Here is a 20,159-nt window from a genome sequence, read left to right as displayed (position 1 = left end):
CGAGTGATCAGGAACGTACCGCACCGCATTGGATCAGTCGTGCGAATTTCCGTCAGGATCGGCCGCGCCGCCGCGGGCCAGCCGGAGGCCGAGGTCGTCGATCGCGAACGTGGGGTGACTGCGGCGGCGTACGGTGGCGCCGCAACCGCGCTCCGCCTCGGCCCAGCCGCCGCCGCGGAAGGTGCGGTACTCGCCGTAGACCTCCTCGTCGTAGAGGTCCCAGCACCACTCCCAGACGTTTCCCAGCATGTCGTACAGACCCCAGGCGTTCGGGGACCTGCCGCCGACGTCGTGGGCCCGGCCGTCCGAGTTGCCTTCGTACCAGGCGATGAGGTCGAGTTCGCCGTAGCGGTAACCGGTGGTGCCCGCCTTGCACGCGTACTGCCACTCCGCCTCCGTGGGCAGGCGGTAGCCGTCGGCGGCCGGGTCGCGGAGCACCTCGCCGCTCCGAGGGTCGCGGGAGTAGACCGGGGCCAGTCCGACGCGGGCCGAGAAGCGGTTGCACATGTCGACGGCGTCGAGCCAGCTGACGTTCGTCACAGGCAGGGCGTGGGACACGGAGGGATCGGGGGCCGTACCCGTGAGGGCCCAGTACTGCCCGAGGGTGACGGGGAGGCGGGCGAGCAGGAAGGGCTCGACGGCCTCCTGCCAGCGTGCTCCGCGGCGGTCGTCGCGCAGATCGACGGTACCGGCCGGTATCCGGACCATCCCTGCTGCCGTCTCGTCGTCGAGCAGGCTCACGCGGTGCCCTCCCTGTCCGGAGGGCCGAAGTGCCCTCGCGCACAGGCTACTTCGGCCGGCGCGTGACCGCCGGTGAACCCGCTCCCCGCGACGGCACCACCTCAGCCGAGCCGGCGCACGGGCTCGCCGTCGAGGTAGGCGCGGATGTCCTCGACCGCGTCCCCGTAGTACGCCGCGTAGTTGGCCTGCGACACATAGCCCAGGTGCGGCGTGGCCAGGAGGCGCGGCGCGCTGCGCATCGGATGGTCCGCGGGCAGCGGCTCGACGTCGAACACGTCGACACCCGCGCCTGCGATGGCCCCCCGGTGCAGGACGTCGAGCAGCGCGTCCTGGTCGACGATCGCCGCACGGGAGGTGTTGACCAGATAGCTGCCCGGCCGCATGAGTCCGAGCTCCTTCGCACCCAGCAGACCACGGGTGCGCTCGCTCAGCACGAGGTGCACGGAGACGAAGTCGCTGGTCTCCAGCAGCTCTTCCTTGGTCGCCATGAATCCGGCCCCGGCCTCCTCCGCCCGCTCCGGGGTCAGATTCCGGCTCCAGGCCACCACGTCCATGCCGAAGGCACGGCCGACTGCGGCGACCCTGCTGCCGATCTTCCCCAGCCCGAGGATGCCGAGCCTGCGGCCGTGCAGATCGGCTCCGACGGTGGACTGCCAGGGGCCGCCGTTCCGCAGGGCGCCGGCCTCGGTGACGATGCCCCGTGCCAGCCCGAGGAGCAGCGCCCAGGTGAGCTCGACGGGCGGGGTCGCCGTGCTGGCGGTGCCGCAGACGGTCACCCCGTGACGTTCGGCGGCGGCGTGGTCGATGGAGGTGTTACGCATGCCCGAGGCGACGATCAGGCGGAGCCTGGGAAGCCGCCCGATCAGCGTCGCGGGGAACGGCACGCGCTCCCGGAGGGTGACGACCATGTCGAACTCGGCCAGCTGCGCGGCGAGTTCGTCCTCGGTGGCGCAGTGCTCGGTGAAGCTGACCACGTCGATGTCATCGGCGACGGGCGACCAGTCGGCGGCGGTGGCCGCCACGGACTGGTAGTCGTCGAGCACTGCGCAGCGGAGTTTCATGACGTCTTCCCCTTCGGCGGGCACGGCGATGCGTGCTGTGCCCGCACCCACACCGGCACCGGCACCGGCACCGCGGCAGCACCGGAAATCTACCGACCGTGTCCCGGGCTCATGCGGCCGGCCATGCCTCCGCGTTCCGCGCGACGTCGTAGACGCGCTCCACCTGGGTCGCGGTGAGCACGCCCGTCAACGGGGCGAGCGCGGCCAGCTGACGCTCCCCGTAGACGCGGACGCCCGCGGGGGTGGAGACCACCTCCAGCGCGGTGACGCCGGTGAACACCAGCACGCTCTGGACGGGGACGTCGAAGGCGCAGTACGCCTCCAGAGCGGCCCGGGCCCACCGGGCTCCGGGCCGTCCGTCGAGCTCGTAGGGCTGCGGGGTGCCGTCGTCGATCCGCAGAGTGCCGTCCCCGATGCTCACCGAAGCCCCGGGACGGTGCTCGGTGCTCACTGCGAACACCCCGCCGGGCCCGATGAGCAGGTGCCCGATCTCGGTGCCGTCCGGCAGCGGCACGGAGTGCAGGACCCGCCAGCCGTGCCTGGTCAGCCGCTTGAGCTCGGCCCCGACCCGCCGCTCCCCCGTCAGGGCTCCGCGTCGTGCGTCCGGGTCCTTGTTCCGCCGCAGCGCCCCGGTGGCCACCCGTACGAGCGCCCCGGCCCCCGTCTCGCCGAGCTGCGTCCGGAGTCCCGCCCCCGGCCGCCGCGACGCGAGGTCGCTCGCGGGGGTCAGCGCGGGCAGGACGGCGGGCCGCCGGCGCCGCTCGGCCGTCTTCCCGGGCAACGTCCCGGCCGCTCCCTCCGACGCCCTCTCCGCCGCTTCCTCCGTTGCCGGAGCGGCTACGGATCCCGGCTCGGTCACGGAGGCCCCCGTGACGACCGGCTGCGGCACGGGCACAGCGATCGGCTCCACCGCAGGCGCGGGCACAGGCACGACAGCCGCCTCCGGCTCCTGCACATGCCCTGGCTCCTGCGCAGCCCTCCGCTTCCGCATCCCCCTCATCGGCGGAATCTTCGGGACCGGCGGCGGGACGCGCGGTGCCGGCGGTCCGGCCGGGGCCTCCTCGCCGACGAGGGCCGGCAGGTCCGGGACCTGGCGCGCGAGTGCGTCCGTCACGGCGTCGCGGTAGCGCGGGTGCAGGACCGTGATCGTGCCGCTGCCCCGGTCCGCCCAGCCGATCGCGGTTCCGTCCGGCAGGTTCACGTAGAGCCGGTCGTGCCCGAAGAGCTGCCAAGACGTGACCTTGAGATCCTGCATCGTGCCCCCTCTGTTCGCCCGTCCGGCCATCCTTGCTCCCCCAGCCTGCACGGCGGTCGCTCCCCCGCACAGGGCGCAGAGCGGGCGCGCGGGGTCGGGGGCACGGCGTTCCGGAGCAGCCGGGGCCCTCTGTGCCCCCGACTGCTCCGGCGTCCCGGTCAGACCAGGGGGAGACCCGGCGCCGGATAGGCGTCCATCATGGCCCTCACTTCGTCCCTGACCTTGGAAACGGCCGTTTCATCACCTGTACGAGCGGCATCGACCACAAGATCGATCCACTGCGCGACCGCGCCCATCTCGGAGGCGGGGATGCCCCGTGACGTGAGGGCGGGGGTGCCGATGCGGATGCCGGAGGGGTCGAAGGGCTTGCGGGGGTCGTACGGGACGGTGTTGTAGTTGACGACGATCCCGGCCCGGTCGAGGGCCTTGGCCGCGCTCTTCCCGGAGACGCCCTTGCCCGTGAGGTCGGCCAGCAGCAGGTGGTTGTCCGTGCCGCCGGACACGAGGTCGAAGCCGCGTGACGCCAGTTCCTCGCCCAGCGCACGGGCGTTGGCGACGACCTGGTGGGCGTACGCGGAGAAGTCGGCCCCGGCCGCCTCCTTCAGCGCGACCGCGATGGCGGCGGTGGTCTGGTTGTGCGGGCCGCCCTGGAGCCCGGGGAACACGGCACGGTCGACGGCCCTGGCGTGCTCCGCGCTGGTCAGCAGCATCGCGCCGCGCGGCCCGCGCAGGGTCTTGTGGGTGGTGGTGGACACCACGTCGGCGTACGGGGCCGGCGAGGGGTGCGCGCCTCCGGCGATCAGTCCCGCGATGTGGGCGACATCGGCCACCAGCACCGCTCCCACCTCACGGGCGATCTCCGCGAACCCGGCGAAGTCGATCACGCGGGGGACGGCGGTGCCGCCGCAGAAGATCACCTTGGGCCGCTCGGCACGCGCCAGGTCGCGCACCTCGTCCAGGTCGACGCGCCCGGTGTCACGCCGCACCCCGTACCGCACGCCCCGGAACCACGTGCCCGTGGCCGAGACCCCCCAGCCGTGGGTGAGGTGCCCGCCCATCGGCAGCGACATCCCCAGGACGGTGTCGCCCGGCTCGAGGAACGCCATGTAGACGGCGAGGTTGGCCGGGGAGCCGGAGTACGGCTGGACGTTGGCGTGTTCCATCCGGAACAGCGCCTTGGCTCGCTCGACGGCGAGCGTCTCCACCTGGTCGATGACCTGCTGGCCCTCGTAGTACCGCTTGCCGGGGTAGCCCTCGGAGTACTTGTTCTGCAGGACTGTGCCCGAGGCCTCCAGCACGGCGGCGGAGACGTAGTTCTCACTGGGGATCAGGCGCAGGGTGTCCGCCTGGAGCCGCTCCTCGGCGTCCACCAGGGCGGCGAGCTCCGGATCGGCCGCTGTCAGAGCGGGACGGCGGGTATCGGACGGCTTTACGGCCACGGGGGTCCTCCCGGGTCGGTCGCACGTGTGCGACATGGACCCGGATGCCCAGGCGGACGGCCCTCCGGCGATGACGCCCCGGGCAGGCCCGGAGTGTGCCGCTCCCTCGTGGTCGGTTCCACGGAGCACCCTGCCGGGCACGCGCCAGTCGCGGCACTCCGCACCCTACTGCGGGGCGCTCCGTTCCGACACCGTGCCGGGCACGCCCCTTCGCGGCATCCCGCACCATAACGGCGCCAACGTCCGCAAGGACGCTTGAACAGGAACGGAACTGGGCATCTTCCCGGCGACCTGACGGGGTTCGGCGGTGGGGGGCCGTGATGGAGTCACGTGATCAGCCGGGTGTGCCCGGGCAGAGACCCGGGTCCGGGCAGGAGCCCGGACCGGAGCACATGTGGGGGCCCGTTCAACCGCCCCCGCCCCCTGCCCGGCCTCCGGCGGCCGGCCCGCCACCACCGGGGGCCACGCCGAGGGCACTCGCCGCGGGACTGCTGAGCCTCTCCGGTCTGGGGCTCGGTCACGTCCTGTTGCGCCGCTGGGGCAGGGCGGCGGTGAGCTGGGCGGCGACCGGTGTCCTCCTGCTCGTCGCGCTGCCGGCCGATCCGGACGGGGTGCCGGCGGCCCTGGTGGCCGCCTATCTCCTGCTGCTCGTCCTCGCGGGAGCCGACGCGGCCCGCATCGCCCTGCGCGCGGACTTCGGCCGGTGGCCCCGGCCTGTCCTGGCGGGGGCGCTCGGGCTGTTGCTGCTGGCCGTTCCGGTGGGCGGCACGGTCGCCTACGGCTCCGCGCGGGACGAGGCCGTGGAGCAGGAGCTGCTCGGCCGGCTGGAGGAGGGGGACGACCTGGTCGCGAAGGCGGCGAAGAGCTCGTTCCTGCTGTCCGCCCCCGACTACCGGTACGCGCTCGCTCTCTACCGGGACCTGGGCGAGGACCACCCCGGGTCGCGCGCCGCCGCCCTCGTGCCGGACCGCCTGGAGGCCTACTACGCCGCCGTGGCGACGCCGTACCGGGCGAAGAAGCACTGCGAGGCGGTCGAGCCTCTGACCCATCTGCGGACGCTGCCCGGCTCGGTGGGGCGGAAGCTGCTCGGCGACCTCGCCGGCTGGCCCGACACCCCGCTCGCGGAGTCCCTGTACGGCTGCGGTGTCTCCCGGCTGGGCGGTACGGGCCCGGACTCCGGCGGCAAGGAGCTGGGCGCACTGCTGCGTACGTTCCCCGAGTCCCCGCAGGCCGGTCGGGTCGGACCCGCCGTCAGCGGGGAGATACGGCAGCAGGTCGCAGGCCTGAAGGGCGCGGAGCCCTGCGCGGTTACCGATCAGCTGCGCCGCACGAGCGCCCTGGTCGCGGAGCTTCCCGAGACCTCGGTGTCCTCCCTGGGGCAGCAGGCCGACGACGGCGTTCGGGACGGTGTCTACGCCTGCGGTGTGGACGAGTTCAAGGACAAGCGCTTCGCCGAGGCCCGGCAGACCCTGACGGACTTCGCGGACACCTACGAGGGGGACGGGCGCGGGAAGCACGCCCGGGACATCGCCGTCGCGGCCGAGATAGCCGAGGCCCGGCCCTCCGCCGGCAAGCGGCTGCCCGGCAGCGGCAAGCCGGGTGGCGTCCGCATGGAACTCGTCATCAGCAACGGCGCCCCCAACGACGTCGAGGTGCTCTACACGGGGCCGGTCACCGGCACGGTGAAGCTGAAGACCTGCGGCAGCTGCGAGCGGTACAGCAGCGAGGCCACCGGCGCCGCCCGGGCCTGCAGGGCGAGCGGCACGTCGTACCCGAGGGCTCGATTGCAACTCCCGGCGGGCGAATACCACTTCCTGTACAAGCACGGGACGGGAGCGACGGCTGCCGCGGACAGTTACGCATCCGGCTCCCGCGTCCAGCCCGGTTACACCTACACGAGTTGCACGTACGTCGTGGAGAGAGACAGGTACGGACTGGACCTGCCCACCGTGCCCGACCTGTCCGACCTGCTGAAACCCGCCTCCGCGCACTGAGAGCCGGCCCTCGGCCGGCGCCGGCGGTCGCGCGTCAGGCCGAGGTGCGCTTCCGGGTGCCCTGGGAGGTCTTCTTCGCCGCGGTCTTCTTAGCCGCGGTCTTCTTCCCCGTGGCCTTCTTGGCGGCAGTCTTCCTGGCGGGCTTCCCCTCCTCCGCCGCCGCCTTCTTCGCGGGGGCCTTCTTCGCGGGGGCTCTCTTAGGAGCGGTCTCCTGCGCCGCCCGCGTCCCCCCGCCCTTGCGGGCCGTCCTCTTCGGGGCGGCGGCGCTCCGGCTCCCGCCGGACCGCGGCCTGCGGCCCTCGATCGGATGGACGTCGGCGTCCTCGCCGTCCCCCGCGTCCCCCTTCGACTCCTTCGCCGCCCGCACACTGCTCTCCAGCGCCGCCATGAGGTCGATCACCTTGCCCTCGGGCTTCCCCGACTCCTCCTCCGCGACGGGTTCACCGGCCGCCTTCGCCGCGACGAGCTCCTCGACCGCCTCGCGGTAGTCGTCGTGCAGGGTGTCCATGTCGGTGTCGCCGAGCGTGTTCATCAGCGCGTCCGCAAGGTCCAGCTCCGCGTCGCGGACCTTGACGCCGGACTCCGGGGCGACGCCTTCCGGGGCTCTGATCTCGTCCGGCCACAGCAGACCGTGCATCGCGATCACGTCGTCGACCACCCGCAGCATGCCGAGCCGCTCCCGCCCGCGCAGCGCGTACTTCGCCACGGCGACCTTGCCGCTGCGCCTCAGCGCCTCGCGCAGCAGGGCGTAGGGCTTGGCGGCCGGGACGCCGTTGGCCGAGAGGTAGTACGCCGAGTCCAGCTGGAGGGGGTCGATCGCCGCGGCGGGCACGAATCCCTCGATCTCGATCGTCTTGGCCGTGGGGAGCGGGAGCGAGGCGAGATCCTCGTCGGTCACGGGGATGACCGTGCCGTCGGCGTCCTCGAACGCCTTGACGGTCTCGGCGGCCGGCACTTCCTCCTCGTCCAGCTCGCACACCTTGCGGTAGCGGATCCGGCCACCGTCGGCGAGGTGGATCTGCCGGAAGGAGATCGAGTGGTTCTCCGTGGCGTTCATGAGCTTGACCGGGATGCTGACCAGACCGAACGAGATGGAGCCGTTCCAGATGGATCTCACCATTCACCCCTGCCATCCGCTACGACCGCATTCATACGGTTTCATGCGATTCTTATCGTATGACGCCGATCACGGAGGTGGAGGGGCGGCGCCTGGCGCTCAGCAATCTCGACAAGGTGCTCTACCCGTCCACCGGCACGACCAAGGGCGAGGTGCTGCACTACTACGCGGCCACGGCGGCGGGTGTGATGCTGCCGCACCTGCGCGACCGCCCGCTGTCCTTCCTCCGGTACCCGGACGGCCCGGAAGGGCTGCGTTTCTTCACCAAGAATCCGCCGCCCGGTACACCCGACTGGGTGCGCACGGCCCTGGTCCCCCGCAGCGACGACCCCGATGCCCGGCAGGTGCTCGCGCAGGACCTGCCGTCGCTGATGTGGGCGGCGAACCTGGTGGTGGAGTTCCACACGCATCAGTGGCGGCAGGACTCCCCAGCCGTGGCCGACCGCATGGTGTTCGACCTGGACCCCGGGCCGCCCGCGAGCGTCGTCGAGTGCTGCGTGGTCGCCCTCTGGCTGAGGGAGCGGCTGGCGGAGGACGGGCTGCCCTCCTACGGGAAGACCTCCGGCTCCAAGGGACTGCATCTGCTCGTCCCCCTGGAGCCCGCGCCGTCCGAGGCAGTGACGGCCTACGCGAAGAAACTGGCGGTGGAGGCGCAGGGGGCCCTGCCCGATCTGGCCGTGCACCGGATGACGCGCGCTCTGCGCCCGGGAAAGGTGTTCGTGGATTTCAGCCAGAACGCGGCGGCGAAGACCACCGCGGCCCCCTACACGCTGCGCGCGAAGGGCAGCCCGGCCGTCTCCGCGCCCGTCACGTGGGAGGAGATCGAGGCCTGCGGGGCTCCCGGCGACCTCCTCTTCCTCGCCGGTGACATGGCCGCGCGGCTGGAGCTGCACGGCGACCTGCTCGGTCCGCTGACCGATCCCGGGCACGCCAGGCCCCTGCCGGGCGACTGAGGGGGCGAGGGAAGTCCGGGGCGCACACAGCACCTTCACAGCCTCGGGCGGGCACGGCGAGGAAAGGCCGCAAGTGGAGGGTGGATCGTCCCGGCAGTGGTGCACACTCGGCGCAGACGCTGCTTCGCGGGCGCGGTTTCCGTCGCGTCCGTGACGCGGAGGGAAGACACGGGGAGGGTGTGGCGTGTTCACGGGGATCGACGAGGTCGACTGGGCCTCGATGGAGCATGCCTACGGGCCGGCCGACGACGTGCCGGAGCTCCTGTACGGACTCGCCTCCGCCGATCCGGCGGAGCGTGAGAGCGCGCTGGACGGGATGTACGGCGCGGTGCACCACCAGGGCGATGTGTACGCGTGCACGCTCGCGTGCATCCCGTTCCTCTTCGAGCTGGCCGTGGATCCGGGCATACGGGACCGGGGCGGCATCGTCGAGCTGCTCACCAGCATCGGCGGCATCGATCTGGACGAGGACGACGAGGACGAGCTGGACGAGGACGAGATCGAGGGCGTGGCGAACTACGCGATGGCCGCGTCCGCCGTGTCCGCCGGATCCTCGGTGTTCTTCGAGCTGGTCGGCGACGAGGACCCGGGGGTGCGGCTCGCCGCACCGCTCGCCCTCGCCACGCTGCACGGGCGCCCGGGCAGGGTGCTCGCGCTGCTGCGGGAGCGGCTGCCGGTGGAGACGGACGACGAGGTGCGGCTCGCACTCGTGGAGGCCGCCGGACGGATAGCACTGCGCCACCGGCCGCTGGCGGGGCAGACGGCCGACTGGCTGAGCCGGCTCGCGGCGGAGGCGTATCCGCCGGGGCTGAGGCTCGCGGCCCTCGCCCAGCTCGCCAGGTGCGCCCCGGACGCGCTGCCCGGCGATGTCGTCCGGGTGGTGTCGGGGCTGCTGCGGGAGCTGCGCAGCCGGCCCGGCCGGCCGGAGACCCCCACCGCGAAGGTGCCGGGCGGTGACGACACCGCGGTGGATCTGGCCACGGCGCCGACCCGGTCGGGGCAGCTGCGGGAGCTGTCGGCCGAGGAGCCCGCCGGGCGCAGGACCCCCTGGGCCGCCGACCTGCTGCGGACACTGCACAGCGGCCTCGACGACCGCGTGGCGGACCGTACGGCGCTGCTGAAGGACCAGCTGTGCAGTCCGGACCCCTGGCAGCGCATCGACGCCGTACGGATGAGCGGCGGACTGATCCGGGCCTGGCGCGGTTCGTACGACGGCCTGGTGCGACTGGTGGGCGTGCAGCTGACGGATCCGGACCCGCGGCTCGCGGATGCCGCCTCCCACGTACTGGAGGAGCTGTTCGACCTGGCCGCACCGGCGGCCGAGGCCCTGGCGGCGCGGGTGGCGGCGGATCCCGGGGCGTGGGTGAAGGAGTGGGCGAGCGGGCCGCCCGGCCTGGGCTCGGCCGTGAAGGCCCTGGCCAGGCTGGGCGACGCCCGGGTGCTGCCCGCGCTGGCGGCGGCCGTGGAGCGGCCGGAGGTCCCGCACGACGTGGGCTTCGCGATCAGGTGTCTCGGCGACGCGGCCGCCCCGCTGGCCGGGGCGCTGCGGCGCCGGCTCGGCGAGGTGGGCCTGGACGAGGGGGCGTACGACAGGGCGAGCCCGCTGCTCGCCGGGCTGACGGCGCTGCGCGCGGGCGAGGCCGCTCCGGAAGTACTGAGGGTGCTGCGGGGGGCGCCCGAGTACCGGGGCGAGTGGCTGCGCGCGGCGGCCCTGCGGGCGCTGAAGTCGTTCGGCCCGGCCGCCCACTGCGCCGTTCCCGAGCTGCTGCGGATGGTCCGGCGGCCCGGGACGGCGGCGGCCACGGAGGCCGCGGAGGCCCTGTGGGCGGTCACGGGCGACGCCGGCGTGGTGCTGCCGGTGCTGGCCGAGGGTCTGCGGGCGGAACAGGTCCACGACTGCCGGGCGGCGGCGAGCGCGCTGGGCGGGCTGGGGCCGCGTGCCGAGGCGGTGGCGCCGAGGCTGCGGGCGCTGCTGGCGCATGAGGAGCTGTGGCTCCGGGTCGACGCGGCGATCGCCCTCTGGGAGGTCTCCGGACGGGCCGATGAGGCCGTGCCGGTGCTCCTTTCCGCCTGGGAGAAGAACCGTCACGTCAGAGTCCGGGTCGCGGAATGTCTGGCGCGGATGGGTCTCGCTGCGGCAGGGTCGTGCGCGGCACAGGTGCTGCGTGCCGAGCTCCTCTCCGTACGCCGCCACAACGCGTTGGACGGCGGCTACGGCAGTCACGACACTTATGAGGACGAGAGGCTGCTGGCACTCTGCCGGCGGGCACTCCTGGAAGACACGGGGAAAGGAACCACATCATGATCATTTTCGGTACGCGAGGCTACCTCTATCAGCTGGCGGTCCTCACGATGGTGTGCGGCTGGTGCGGCAACCCCGCGGCGCACACCCTGCGCAAGCGGGTCACCAAGTTCACGCTGTTCTTCGTGCCGCTGTTCCCGTTCTCCACGAAGTACGCGACGCAGTGCACCTTCTGCGGCGGGGAGCGGAAGATATCGAAGGAGGAGGCCGACCAGCTGCTGGCGCAGAGCCAGGGCGGACAGGACGGCAATCCGTACGGCGCCGCACCGCAGCAGCCCGGCTTCGCCCCTCCGGGCGGCCAGAACCCGTACCAGCGCTGACCTGCTCCCGGAGCACCCGTAGAGGAGTGTCACGAAGCTGACATAAGGGAAATAACACCCGCCTCTTGCTACGTTGCGGGGCATGACCGCAACGACGGCGGACGCACGCCCGCCCGAGCTACGCCTGCCCAAGCGGCGCGGGGTCGAGCTCTCGCTCCTGATCGGGGCCGTGATCGTCTCCGTCTACGGCTACGCCGCCGTCGGCCTCGCCAGGAGCAATGCCGTGCCGCCGGACGTCGCCGGGTACGGCGCCGGTCTCGGTCTCCTCGCCCTGCTCGCCCATCTCGCGGTCCGCTTCCGCGCCCCGTTCGCCGATCCGCTGCTGCTGCCCATCGCCGTACTGCTCAACGGACTGGGTCTGGTGCTGATCTACCGGCTCGATCTGGAGACCCCGAGCGACCGGGCGGCGACGACGCAGCTGATCTGGTCCACGCTCGGGGTCGCCCTCTTCATCGCCGTCGTCGTTCTGCTGCGTGACCACCGGGTGCTCCAGCGCTACGCGTACATCTCGGTCTCCGCGGCACTGGTGCTGATGATCGTGCCGATCTTCTTCCCCGCGGTGAACGGGGCCAAGATCTGGATCCGGATCGGCGGACTCTCCTTCCAGCCGGGCGAGTTCGCCAAGATCCTCCTCGCGGTCTTCTTCGCCGCGTACCTCGCCGCCAACCGGAACGCGCTCGCGTACACCGGCCGCAGGATCTGGAAGCTGCAGTTCCCCACCGGCCGCGTCCTGGGCCCCATCGTCGCGATCTGGCTGCTCAGCGTCGGCGTCCTCGTCCTCGAACGGGACCTCGGGACCTCGCTGCTCTTCTTCGGCCTCTTCGTGATCATGCTCTACGTGGCCACCGGCAGGACCGGGTGGATCGCCGTCGGGCTGCTCCTCGCCGCCGCGGGCGCCTTCGCCGTCGGCTCGTTCGAACCCCATGTGCACAGCAGGGTCGAGGACTGGCTCGATCCGTACGCCACGATCAACGCGGACCAGGGGCCCAGCCAGCTCGCCCAGTCACTCTTCGCGTTCGCCGCGGGCGGCATGCTCGGCACCGGTCTCGGGCTCGGGCACTCCATCCTCATCGGCTTCGCCGCCAAGTCCGACTTCATCCTGGCCACCGCGGGCGAGGAGCTCGGTCTGGCCGGGCTCACCGCGATCTTCATGCTGTACGCACTGCTGGTGGCCCGGGGATTCCGTGCGGGCCTGGCCCTGCGCGACCCCTTCGGGCGGCTGCTGTCGATCGGCCTCGCCTCGATCCTGGCGCTCCAGGTCTTCGTGATCGCGGGTGGCGTGATGGGGCTGATCCCACTGACCGGGATGGCGATGCCGTTCCTGGCCCAGGGCGGTTCCTCCGTGGTCACCAACTGGATCATCGTGGCACTGCTCATCCGGGTCAGCGACGTGGCCCGCACGCCTGACCCCGGCACCGCGTCCGCACCGGCCGGGGAGGAGCAGTGACCCGCTACATCCGGCGCGCCGCCGGTTTCTGCCTGTTCCTGCTGCTCGCACTGCTGGCCAACGCCGCCCGCGTCCAGCTCTTCGAGGCCGACGGACTCAACAGCAACTCCGCCAACCGCCGTACGACCATCGACCGTTACGACCAGCCGCGCGGCAACATCCTGGTCGGCGACGCACCGGTCACCGGCTCGAAGGACACCGGCGAGCAGCTGGCGTACGAGCGCACCTACCGCCACGGCCCGCTGTACGCGCCGGTGACGGGCTACGCCTCGCAGACGTACGGCACCAGCCTGCTGGAGAACGCCGAGGACGACATCCTCTCCGGTACCGACCCGATCCTGGCACCGCTCCCGCTGTGGGGGGACATCACGCGCAGCCGGCAGCCCGGCGGCGACGTCGTCACCACCGTCGACGACTCGATGCAACGCGCTGCCTACGAGGGCCTGGACGGCCGGCGCGGCGCGGTGGCCGCCCTCGACCCGGTCACGGGCCGGATCCTGGCTCTGGTCTCCTCTCCTTCGTACGACCCCGAGGTCCTGTCCGGGACCGGCTCCGCGGTCACCGACGCCTGGGCGCGGCTCAACCGCGCGTCGAGCCGGCCGATGCTCAACCGGGCCGTCCGGCAGACCTATCCGCCCGGTTCGGCCTTCAAGATCGTGACCGCGGCGGCGGCCCTGGACGCCGGGGTGGTCACCGATCCGGACGCGGCGACGGACACCCCGTCCCCGTACGTCCTGCCGGGCACCGAGACCACGCTGCCCGACGAGGCCCGGGGCTGCGAGAAGGCGTCCCTGGCGGAGGCGATCCGGGTCTCCTGCAACACGGTGATGGCCCATCTCGGCGTCGAGGTGGGGCTGGACGGAATGCTGGAGGCGGTGGACGGGTTCGGCTTCAACGAGGACGATCTGAAGATCCCCTTCCGGGTGGCCCGCAGCAATTTCGACTCGGACATGAGCGAGGACCAGCTGGCCCAGTCCTCGATCGGCCAGTTCGACACGACGGCGACTCCGCTCCAGATGGCGATGGTGGCCTCGGCCGTGGCGAACGGCGGCGAGCTGAGGCGCCCCCACCTGGTGGACCGGGTCACCACCGACGACGGCGACACGGTCCGGCAGCAGAGCCCGGACGCGTACCGCCGGGCGATGGATCCGACGACGGCGCAGCAGCTCCAGCGGATGATGATCGACGTCGTGGAGAACGGCACCGGCACGAACGCGGCTATCGACGGCGTGACGGTCGGCGGCAAGACGGGTACCGCTCAGCACGGGGTCGACAACTCCGGTACGCCGTACGCGTGGTTCATCGCCTGGGCCCAGGCGCCGGACTCCGGCCGGCCGGCGGTGGCCGTCGCGGTGGTCGTGGAGGACGCGGAGGCCGACCGGGCGGACGTCAGCGGGGGCGGCGACGCGGCTCCGATCGCCCGATCGGTGATGGAGGCGGCGCTGGAGGGCTGAGGTCCGTCCGGGGACGCCGCGCGGGAGGACGGAGACTGGTGCGATGACAGCTGCTCTCGAAGCGTCCCTCGCCCGGATCGACAGGCTCGACCACGAGCTGTGCGCGTTCACGGAGGTCTGGCCCGAGGAGGCGCGGGCACGCGTCGGGGAGGCGTCCCGTCTGCCTCTCGCCGGGCTGCCGTTCGCCGTGAAGGGCCGCGCGGGCATCCGCTCGTACGCCGCCCGCCGCCTTATCGCCGCGGGCGGCGTCCCGGTCGGAGCGACCTCCGTCCCCGGCCCCGGCACTCCCTGGCAGACCTGGGGGCAGGGGGCGCGCGGCCGTACGGTCAACCCCTGGCGCACCGACCGGACTCCGGGCGGCTCTTCGGCAGGGTCGGCGGTGGCGGTCGCCGCGGGCATGGTGGAGCTGGCGACGGGCAGCGACGGGGCGGGGTCGGTGCGGATCCCGGCGGCGTGGTGCGGAGTGTTCGGCCTGAAGACGACGACGGGCCTGCTCCCCTCCCCCGACCGCACCGGCCTCGCGTCGCCGGGCGTGCTCGCGAGCTCGGCGGCACGGGCGGAGACCTACCTGCGTCACGTGACCGACGGGTACGAGCCGAGGGCCCCACGGCTCCCCGTCCCGGCCGTCTACAGCCCCGACCTCGGTTTCGCACCCGTCGCCCCGGAGGTCGCGGACGTGACGCGGCGGGCGGTCCGCCGGCTGGAGGCCGCCGGAGCGGTACGCCTCGTCCCTGGCACCTGCGAGCTGCTCGACCCGGCGGAGGCCTGGTCCGCGGTGCGGGCGGGAGACCCGACGTCCTCCACCGGGCGGCTCCGCGACGCCAACGACCGCGCGCTCGATGCCCTCTTCGCCCGTACGCCCCTGCTGCTCACCCCCGTCACACCCTGCGCCCCGCACGGTCACGAGGGCCCGGGAGACGTCTACTCCACCGCGCTCACCTGGGCGTTCAACCTCAGCGGACACCCGGCGGCCAGCCTGCCGGCCGGCTTCACGCCCGACGGCTGCCCGGCCGGCCTCCAACTGGTGACCGACCGGGGGACGGACGCGGCACTGCTCGGTATCGCCCGCGCGCTGGAGCGGGTGCTCGGCCGTACGCCTCTCAGCCGATCGGCTTCCGGATCTCCGCCCTGACCTTCGCCGTCTCCTCGGCGGCCTTCACCAGGTCGATGGACTCCGCGTCCTCGGTGACCTCGTCGGGCCTGATCACGGCCACCATGGCGGCCGTGCCGGCGTCGCCCCAGGCGCACATACGGGCCCTGTGGTGGCATGCATGCGCTCACGTCACGTCGCCGCGGCGAACAGGAATTCGACGCACGGGCTGTCGGCGCCGGTTCGGGACTTGCCCCGTCAACGCAGCGGTTCACACCGCACACGCCACTCGGCGGGCACACCCTCCACACCGGTCGCCGCTCCGACGACTCCCCCGGCGATGGCGCAGGTCGTGTCCACGTCCCCGAACCCCTCCGCCGTCGCCCACAGCGCCGTCTCCAGATCGCCCTGATGCCGGGCGGCGGTCCAGAGCGCGAAAGGCACCGTGTCGTCGGCCCTGATCCGCCGGCCGCTGCCCAGGATGTCGGCGGCCTTCCAGGGCTCGGTCGCGAACGGGAGCTCCGCGGCGCGGAGCACTCCGTCACGCACCAGGCCCTCGGGGGTCCGTACGGCGACCGCCTCCAGGGTGAACTCCCCGCGCACCGAGAGCGCCGCCGCGACCGCGACCGCCACCGCGCCGGCCACGCCTTCCCGGTGGGCGTGGGTGACGACCGCCGAAAGGGCGGCCTGTTCGGCGGCCCGGCCGAGGTCCGCGTGGAAGCGCGCTCCGAGCGGCGCGACCCGCATCGCCGCACCGTTCCCGAGGCTGCCGCCCTCGAACAGCCCGGGCGCCAGGGTGCGCCAGTCGCCCGGCGCGGCCAGCAGCTCCGGGAGGAGGATGTGCATGCCGTGGCCGTACCCACGGGCCTGGTCCGCGTCGAAGGCCAGGGCGTAGTACAGGGCCAGGCGGTCCTGCTCCACCACCCCGTACTCGTCGAGAACCCGCTGCAGGGCGAGCGCCATCGCGGTGTCGTCGGTCCAGTGCCACACCGGCTCGTGCGGGGTGCGGCGCGCCCTGACCTCGGCGTACGCCTGACGGGGCGGCCGGAAGAGCGGGAACCACCGCTCACCGAAGGCGTCGCCGAGCGCGAGCGCTTCGAGGCTGCGGCGGGCGGCGGCGGGATCACCCTTGTGGGCAGGGGAGTTCATGCGTGCCATCCTCCGCCCGCGCACCCGGTACGTACACCGGATATGAGTACGCGTGCTCACGATCGTCCTTCCCGTCCACGGCAGGCTGGACCCCGTCAGCCACCGAACCAGAGGGAGCGTCACCATGCGCACGGCCAACCGACTCCGCACCCCGTACCGCACCACGCTCGGGCTCGCTCTGGCAGGCGTCACACTCGCCGTGCTCACCGGCGCCTGCTCCGTGCAGGACGCCGTGTGCGGGGGCGGCGAATACCCGGTGATCGCCGTGGGCGGCACCGGCAGCGCGTGCGCGCCCGACGGCGAGGAGCCGCCCGAGGGTTACGCCCGGTACCCGGAAGGCAAGGTTCCCGAGCACGTGGACGACAAGTGGTACACCTACTGGAACACCCGGACCGTCGACGAGAACGGCAGGACCGTCGAGCTCTCCGAGGAGAACTAGCCGGTCAGTCCCCCGCCTCGCCGTCCGCGACGGCCTCGGCGACCTCCGCGACCCTCGCCTGCTCCTCCACCGCGAAGCGTTCCCGGTCCAGTTGCTCCGCCATCTCCTCGTCCTGGGCCATCAGCAGGTCCAGATTCGAGTCGCCCAGCTCGAACACCCCCATGTCGACGTAGGCCTTCTGGAGCCGTTCGCCCCAGAGGCCGATGTCCTTGACGCAGGGGACGATCCGGCTGAACAGCAGCTTGCGGAAGAGCTGAAGGTACTCCGAGTGCTCGGAGAGGTCCTTGGCCTCCTGCTTCCCTATGCCGAAGTTCTCCAGGACCTCGACGCCGCTGAGGCGGTCGCGCATCAGGTAGCAGCCCTCGATGACGAACTCCTCGCGCTCGCGCAGTTCGGCGTCGCTCAGCTGCTTGTAGTAGTCACGCAGCGCCATCCGCCCGAAGGCCACGTGCCGGGCCTCGTCCTGCATGACGTAGGTGAGGATCTGTTTCGGCAGCGGCATCGTCGTGGTGTCGCGGATCATGCCGAACGCGGCGAGCGCCAGGCCTTCGATCAGGACCTGCATGCCGAGGTAGGGCATGTCCCAGCGGGAGTCGCGCAGGGTGTCGCCGAGCAGCCCCTGGAGGTTGTCGTTGACCGGGTAGAGCATCCCGACCTTCTCATGCAGGAAACGGCCGTAGATCTCCGCGTGCCGCGCCTCGTCCATGGTCTGGGTCGCGGAGTAGAACTTCGCGTCCAGGTCGGGCACGGACTCCACGATCCGGGCGGCGCAGACCATGGCGCCCTGCTCACCGTGCAGGAACTGGCTGAACTGCCAGGAGGTGTAGTGCTTGCGCAGTTCGCCCCGGTCCCGCTCGGTCATCTTCGCCCAGTACGGGGTGCCGTAGAGCGTGAGGGCCTCGTCCGGGGTGCCGAGCGGGTCGGCGGGGTCGACCTCCAGGCTCCAGTCGATGCGCTTGTTGCCGTCCCACTGCTTGTCCTTGCCCTTCTGGTACAGGGCGAGGAGGCGCTCGCGGCCGTCGTCGTAGTCCCAGTTGAACCGGGCCGCACCTGTGGCAGGGACCTGCCATGTCGGCGCGGCGGGTGCGGTGATGTAGAGGTCGTGTGTCGACACGGACAGCTCCTTCGCCTGGCGAGGATCGTGAATTCCGTGGTGCTGACGTCAGTTGGCAGGTTCACACGTTGGTAGACGCGCGGTCAACAAGTCGCGCACAGGGGATTGACTGCCTTGCTGACAGGCAGTCTCATAATCCTGAGCGCAATCCTGACCGCCGGTAACCCCTCTGCGAGGTGCCTTCAGCCATGACGACAGTGACCGACGAGGACATACAGGCGCTGCGCGACGCGCTCGGCCCGCTCAAGGACCGAGAGCAGGTCGCGGCGCGCCTGCTCGAAGCCTCGGCGAAGCATTCCTTCGATCCGGACACCGAACTCGACTGGGATTCCGGGATCGAGGACGGCAAGTGGTTCTGGCCGCCCGAGCTGGTCTCCCTCTACGACACCCCGCTGTGGCGGAAGATGTCGGAGGAGCAGCGGATGGAGCTCGCACGCCACGAAGCGGCGTCGCTGGCATCGCTCGGGATCTGGTTCGAGATAATCCTGATGCAGCTGCTCGTCCGGCACATCTACGACAAGTCCGTGACGAGCAAGCACGTGCGCTACGCCCTCACCGAGATAGCCGACGAGTGCCGGCACTCCATGATGTTCGCCCGCATGATCGAGTGGGGAGGGGCGCCCAGCTACCCGGTCCCCCGGCGCTACCACAACCTGGCACGGGTGCTGAAGACCATCTCCACCACCCCCGGTTCGTTCGCCGCGACCCTGCTGGGCGAGGAGATCCTGGACTGGATGCAGCGGCTCACCTTCCCCGACGAGCGCGTCCAGTCGCTGGTTCGCGGAGTGACCCGAATCCATGTTGTCGAGGAGGCGCGGCATGTGCGCTACGCCCGCGAGGAGCTGCGCCGCCAGATGGTGACCGCACCTGCCTGGGAGCGCCGGCTGACCCGGCTCAACTGCGGGGAGGCAGCGCGCGTCTTCTCGGTCTGCTTCGTCAACCCGCAGGTGTACGACAACGTCGGCCTGGACCGCCACGAGGCCGTCGCACAGGTGAAGGCGAGCGGTCACCGGGCGGAGGTCATGCAGACGGGAGCGAAGCGCCTCACGGACTTCTTCGACGACATCGGCGTGCTCAACGGGGTGGGACGCAGGCTGTGGAAGAGCTCGGGGCTGCTGGCCTGAGGCCGCTCCCCTTCCGCGCGGAACGCTTAGGCTTCGGAGTATGACCTCCGCTCCCGCAGCACCGCCGGCCCGCGCATACCGACGGCTCGGTGTCGAGGAGCGCCGCGCCCAGCTCCTGGGGGCGGCGCTCACACTCTTCGCCCACCGGGCGCCGGACGACGTGTCGATCGACGAGGTGGCGACCGCGGCAGGAGTCTCCCGTCCGCTGGTCTACCGCTATTTCCCCGGCGGCAGGCAGCAGTTGTACGAGGCCGCGCTCGGGTCGGCCGCCGAGCAGCTGACGCTCTGCTTCGCGGAACCCGCCGTCGGCCCGCCCACCGAGCGGGTCAGCCGGGTCCTGGACCGTTACCTCGGATTCGTCGACCAACACGACGCCGGATTCAGCGCGTTGCTGCGCGGCGGCAGCGTGGCCGAGACCTCGCGGACGTCCACGATCGTGGACGGCGTGCGCCGGTCGGCGGCCGAGCAGATCCTGCTGCACCTGGGCCGGGGCGGCGGCCCGGGGCAGGAGCCCGCCGGCGCGCGCCTGCGGATGATGGTGCGCACCTGGATAGCAGCCGTGGAGGCGGCGTCCCTGATCTGGCTGGACGAGGAGAAGCAGCCGCCCGCCTCCGACCTCAGGGGCTGGCTCGTCGACCATCTGATGGCCCTGCTCGCGGTCACCGCCGCCTCGGACGAGGAGACCGAAGCCGTGGTGGCGGACCTGCTGAGCCAGGAGACCGCCGACGGCCCCGCCGGGAGGCTCGCGACGCTGATCGTCCCCGTGGTGGGCCGGGCCGCGCACCTGCTGCCGCCGGGCTGAGCCCGTCTGGGTCAGACTGGCCCGGTGAAGAGCGAGAACACACCCTTTCGCGGCGGCCCCCTGGACGGCCGGGTGCTGCCCGTCCTGCTCGGGCCGACCGGCCACCCGCCCAAGTGGTACGAGGTCCCGGTGCCGGACGCCGACGGCGGCCCCGCCACCGTGTACGCCTACCGGCGCGCTCCGGCGGGCCACACGAAGCGGCTCGGGCTGCAACGCGGCTGGGTGTACGAGTACGTCCCCGAGGGCCGTGAGCCCTTCACTCCCAAGTGGCCCTGGACCAGGCCCCGCAGCGGTTCCTGAGTGTCATCCGGGCCCACGCCCGTAAGATCGACGGTCAGGTGCCGAGGGCACGGTCACA

19 protein-coding genes are annotated in these 20,159 nt (G+C 72.1%); 11 read left to right on the top strand and 8 right to left on the bottom strand.

Features of this window, described 5'->3' with window-relative positions; genetic code table 11:
* Positions 1 to 33: 33 nt before the first annotated feature.
* The 4 genes from HED23_RS06505 to glyA form a co-directional block, all read right to left on the bottom strand.
* A complete protein-coding gene (locus HED23_RS06505; RefSeq protein WP_203182459.1) occupies positions 34 to 741 on the bottom strand; it encodes a formylglycine-generating enzyme family protein in 708 nt (235 codons plus the stop codon).
* A gap of 101 nt (positions 742 to 842) precedes the next feature.
* Positions 843 to 1,802 carry a D-2-hydroxyacid dehydrogenase family protein gene (locus tag HED23_RS06500; protein ID WP_203182458.1) on the bottom strand — a complete coding sequence of 320 codons (960 nt, stop codon included), beginning with the start codon at positions 1,800 to 1,802 and terminating at the stop codon, positions 843 to 845.
* Positions 1,803 to 1,911: 109 nt separating this feature from the next.
* Positions 1,912 to 3,057 (bottom strand): nuclease-related domain-containing protein, encoded by a 1,146-nt coding sequence (locus HED23_RS06495; protein ID WP_203182457.1) that lies wholly within the window; start codon positions 3,055 to 3,057, stop codon positions 1,912 to 1,914.
* Between the two features lie 158 nt (positions 3,058 to 3,215).
* Positions 3,216 to 4,496, bottom strand: a complete 1,281-nt coding sequence (glyA, locus tag HED23_RS06490) for a serine hydroxymethyltransferase (RefSeq protein WP_238441859.1) — start codon at positions 4,494 to 4,496, stop codon at positions 3,216 to 3,218.
* Positions 4,497 to 4,816: 320 nt separating this feature from the next.
* Between glyA and HED23_RS06485 the strand changes: the two genes are divergently transcribed.
* Positions 4,817 to 6,490: a hypothetical protein gene (locus HED23_RS06485; protein ID WP_203182456.1), complete on the top strand. Its 1,674-nt coding sequence runs from the start codon at positions 4,817 to 4,819 to the stop codon at positions 6,488 to 6,490.
* A gap of 34 nt (positions 6,491 to 6,524) precedes the next feature.
* On the opposite strand, the gene HED23_RS06480 is transcribed toward HED23_RS06485, so the two are convergent.
* Complete coding sequence (locus tag HED23_RS06480; RefSeq protein WP_203187387.1) at positions 6,525 to 7,607, bottom strand: Ku protein; 1,083 nt, start codon at positions 7,605 to 7,607, stop codon at positions 6,525 to 6,527.
* Between the two features lie 59 nt (positions 7,608 to 7,666).
* On the opposite strand from HED23_RS06480, the gene ligD reads away from it, so the two are divergent.
* From ligD to HED23_RS06450, 6 genes are all read left to right on the top strand, one after another.
* Positions 7,667 to 8,560 (top strand): non-homologous end-joining DNA ligase, encoded by an 894-nt coding sequence (gene ligD, locus HED23_RS06475; RefSeq protein ID WP_203182455.1) that lies wholly within the window; start codon positions 7,667 to 7,669, stop codon positions 8,558 to 8,560.
* Between the two features lie 184 nt (positions 8,561 to 8,744).
* The gene (locus HED23_RS06470) at positions 8,745 to 10,865 is read left to right on the top strand and encodes a HEAT repeat domain-containing protein (protein ID WP_203182454.1); all 2,121 of its coding nucleotides are present in this window, start codon (positions 8,745 to 8,747) and stop codon (positions 10,863 to 10,865) included.
* Positions 10,862 to 11,182: a zinc-ribbon domain-containing protein gene (locus HED23_RS06465; RefSeq protein WP_203182453.1), complete on the top strand. Its 321-nt coding sequence runs from the start codon at positions 10,862 to 10,864 to the stop codon at positions 11,180 to 11,182. Before HED23_RS06470 ends, HED23_RS06465 begins: the two co-directional genes overlap by 4 nt.
* A gap of 82 nt (positions 11,183 to 11,264) precedes the next feature.
* Positions 11,265 to 12,629, top strand: a complete 1,365-nt coding sequence (locus HED23_RS06460; protein WP_203182452.1) for an FtsW/RodA/SpoVE family cell cycle protein — start codon at positions 11,265 to 11,267, stop codon at positions 12,627 to 12,629.
* Complete coding sequence (locus tag HED23_RS06455) at positions 12,626 to 14,083, top strand: peptidoglycan D,D-transpeptidase FtsI family protein (protein ID WP_203182451.1); 1,458 nt, start codon at positions 12,626 to 12,628, stop codon at positions 14,081 to 14,083. The genes HED23_RS06460 and HED23_RS06455 overlap by 4 nt, the downstream gene beginning before the upstream one ends.
* A 43-nt stretch (positions 14,084 to 14,126) precedes the next feature.
* A complete protein-coding gene (locus tag HED23_RS06450) occupies positions 14,127 to 15,215 on the top strand; it encodes an amidase family protein (RefSeq protein WP_203182450.1) in 1,089 nt (362 codons plus the stop codon).
* Here HED23_RS06450 and HED23_RS06445 read toward each other — a convergent pair.
* On the bottom strand, positions 15,184 to 15,333 hold the full coding sequence (locus tag HED23_RS06445) for a hypothetical protein (RefSeq protein ID WP_238441858.1): 150 nt from the start codon (positions 15,331 to 15,333) through the stop codon (positions 15,184 to 15,186). The two genes, HED23_RS06450 and HED23_RS06445, sit on opposite strands and share 32 nt — an antisense overlap.
* A gap of 98 nt (positions 15,334 to 15,431) precedes the next feature.
* Positions 15,432 to 16,322 (bottom strand): ADP-ribosylglycohydrolase family protein, encoded by an 891-nt coding sequence (locus tag HED23_RS06440; RefSeq protein ID WP_203182449.1) that lies wholly within the window; start codon positions 16,320 to 16,322, stop codon positions 15,432 to 15,434.
* Positions 16,323 to 16,446: 124 nt separating this feature from the next.
* Here HED23_RS06440 and HED23_RS06435 point away from each other — a divergent pair, with 124 nt between their 5' ends.
* Positions 16,447 to 16,761, top strand: a complete 315-nt coding sequence (locus HED23_RS06435) for an SCO0607 family lipoprotein (RefSeq protein WP_203182448.1) — start codon at positions 16,447 to 16,449, stop codon at positions 16,759 to 16,761.
* A 4-nt stretch (positions 16,762 to 16,765) separates the two neighbouring features.
* On the opposite strand, the gene HED23_RS06430 is transcribed toward HED23_RS06435, so the two are convergent.
* Complete coding sequence (locus tag HED23_RS06430; RefSeq protein ID WP_203182447.1) at positions 16,766 to 17,875, bottom strand: ferritin-like domain-containing protein; 1,110 nt, start codon at positions 17,873 to 17,875, stop codon at positions 16,766 to 16,768.
* Positions 17,876 to 18,063: 188 nt separating this feature from the next.
* Here HED23_RS06430 and HED23_RS06425 point away from each other — a divergent pair, with 188 nt between their 5' ends.
* From HED23_RS06425 to HED23_RS06415, 3 genes are read left to right on the top strand one after another with little or no spacing between them, the layout of a single operon-like run.
* Positions 18,064 to 18,999 carry an AurF N-oxygenase family protein gene (locus HED23_RS06425; protein WP_203182446.1) on the top strand — a complete coding sequence of 312 codons (936 nt, stop codon included), beginning with the start codon at positions 18,064 to 18,066 and terminating at the stop codon, positions 18,997 to 18,999.
* 40 nt (positions 19,000 to 19,039) lie between these two features.
* The gene (locus HED23_RS06420) at positions 19,040 to 19,801 is read left to right on the top strand and encodes a TetR/AcrR family transcriptional regulator (protein WP_203182445.1); all 762 of its coding nucleotides are present in this window, start codon (positions 19,040 to 19,042) and stop codon (positions 19,799 to 19,801) included.
* Positions 19,802 to 19,825: 24 nt separating this feature from the next.
* A complete protein-coding gene (locus HED23_RS06415) occupies positions 19,826 to 20,101 on the top strand; it encodes a hypothetical protein (RefSeq protein ID WP_203182444.1) in 276 nt (91 codons plus the stop codon).
* Positions 20,102 to 20,159 lie beyond the last annotated feature (58 nt).

The organism is Streptomyces pratensis, assembly GCF_016804005.1.
Classification (GTDB): domain Bacteria; phylum Actinomycetota; class Actinomycetes; order Streptomycetales; family Streptomycetaceae; genus Streptomyces; species Streptomyces pratensis_A.
The sequence above is the reverse complement of the archived record's forward strand: the minus strand, read 5'-3'. Positions and strand labels throughout refer to the sequence as shown.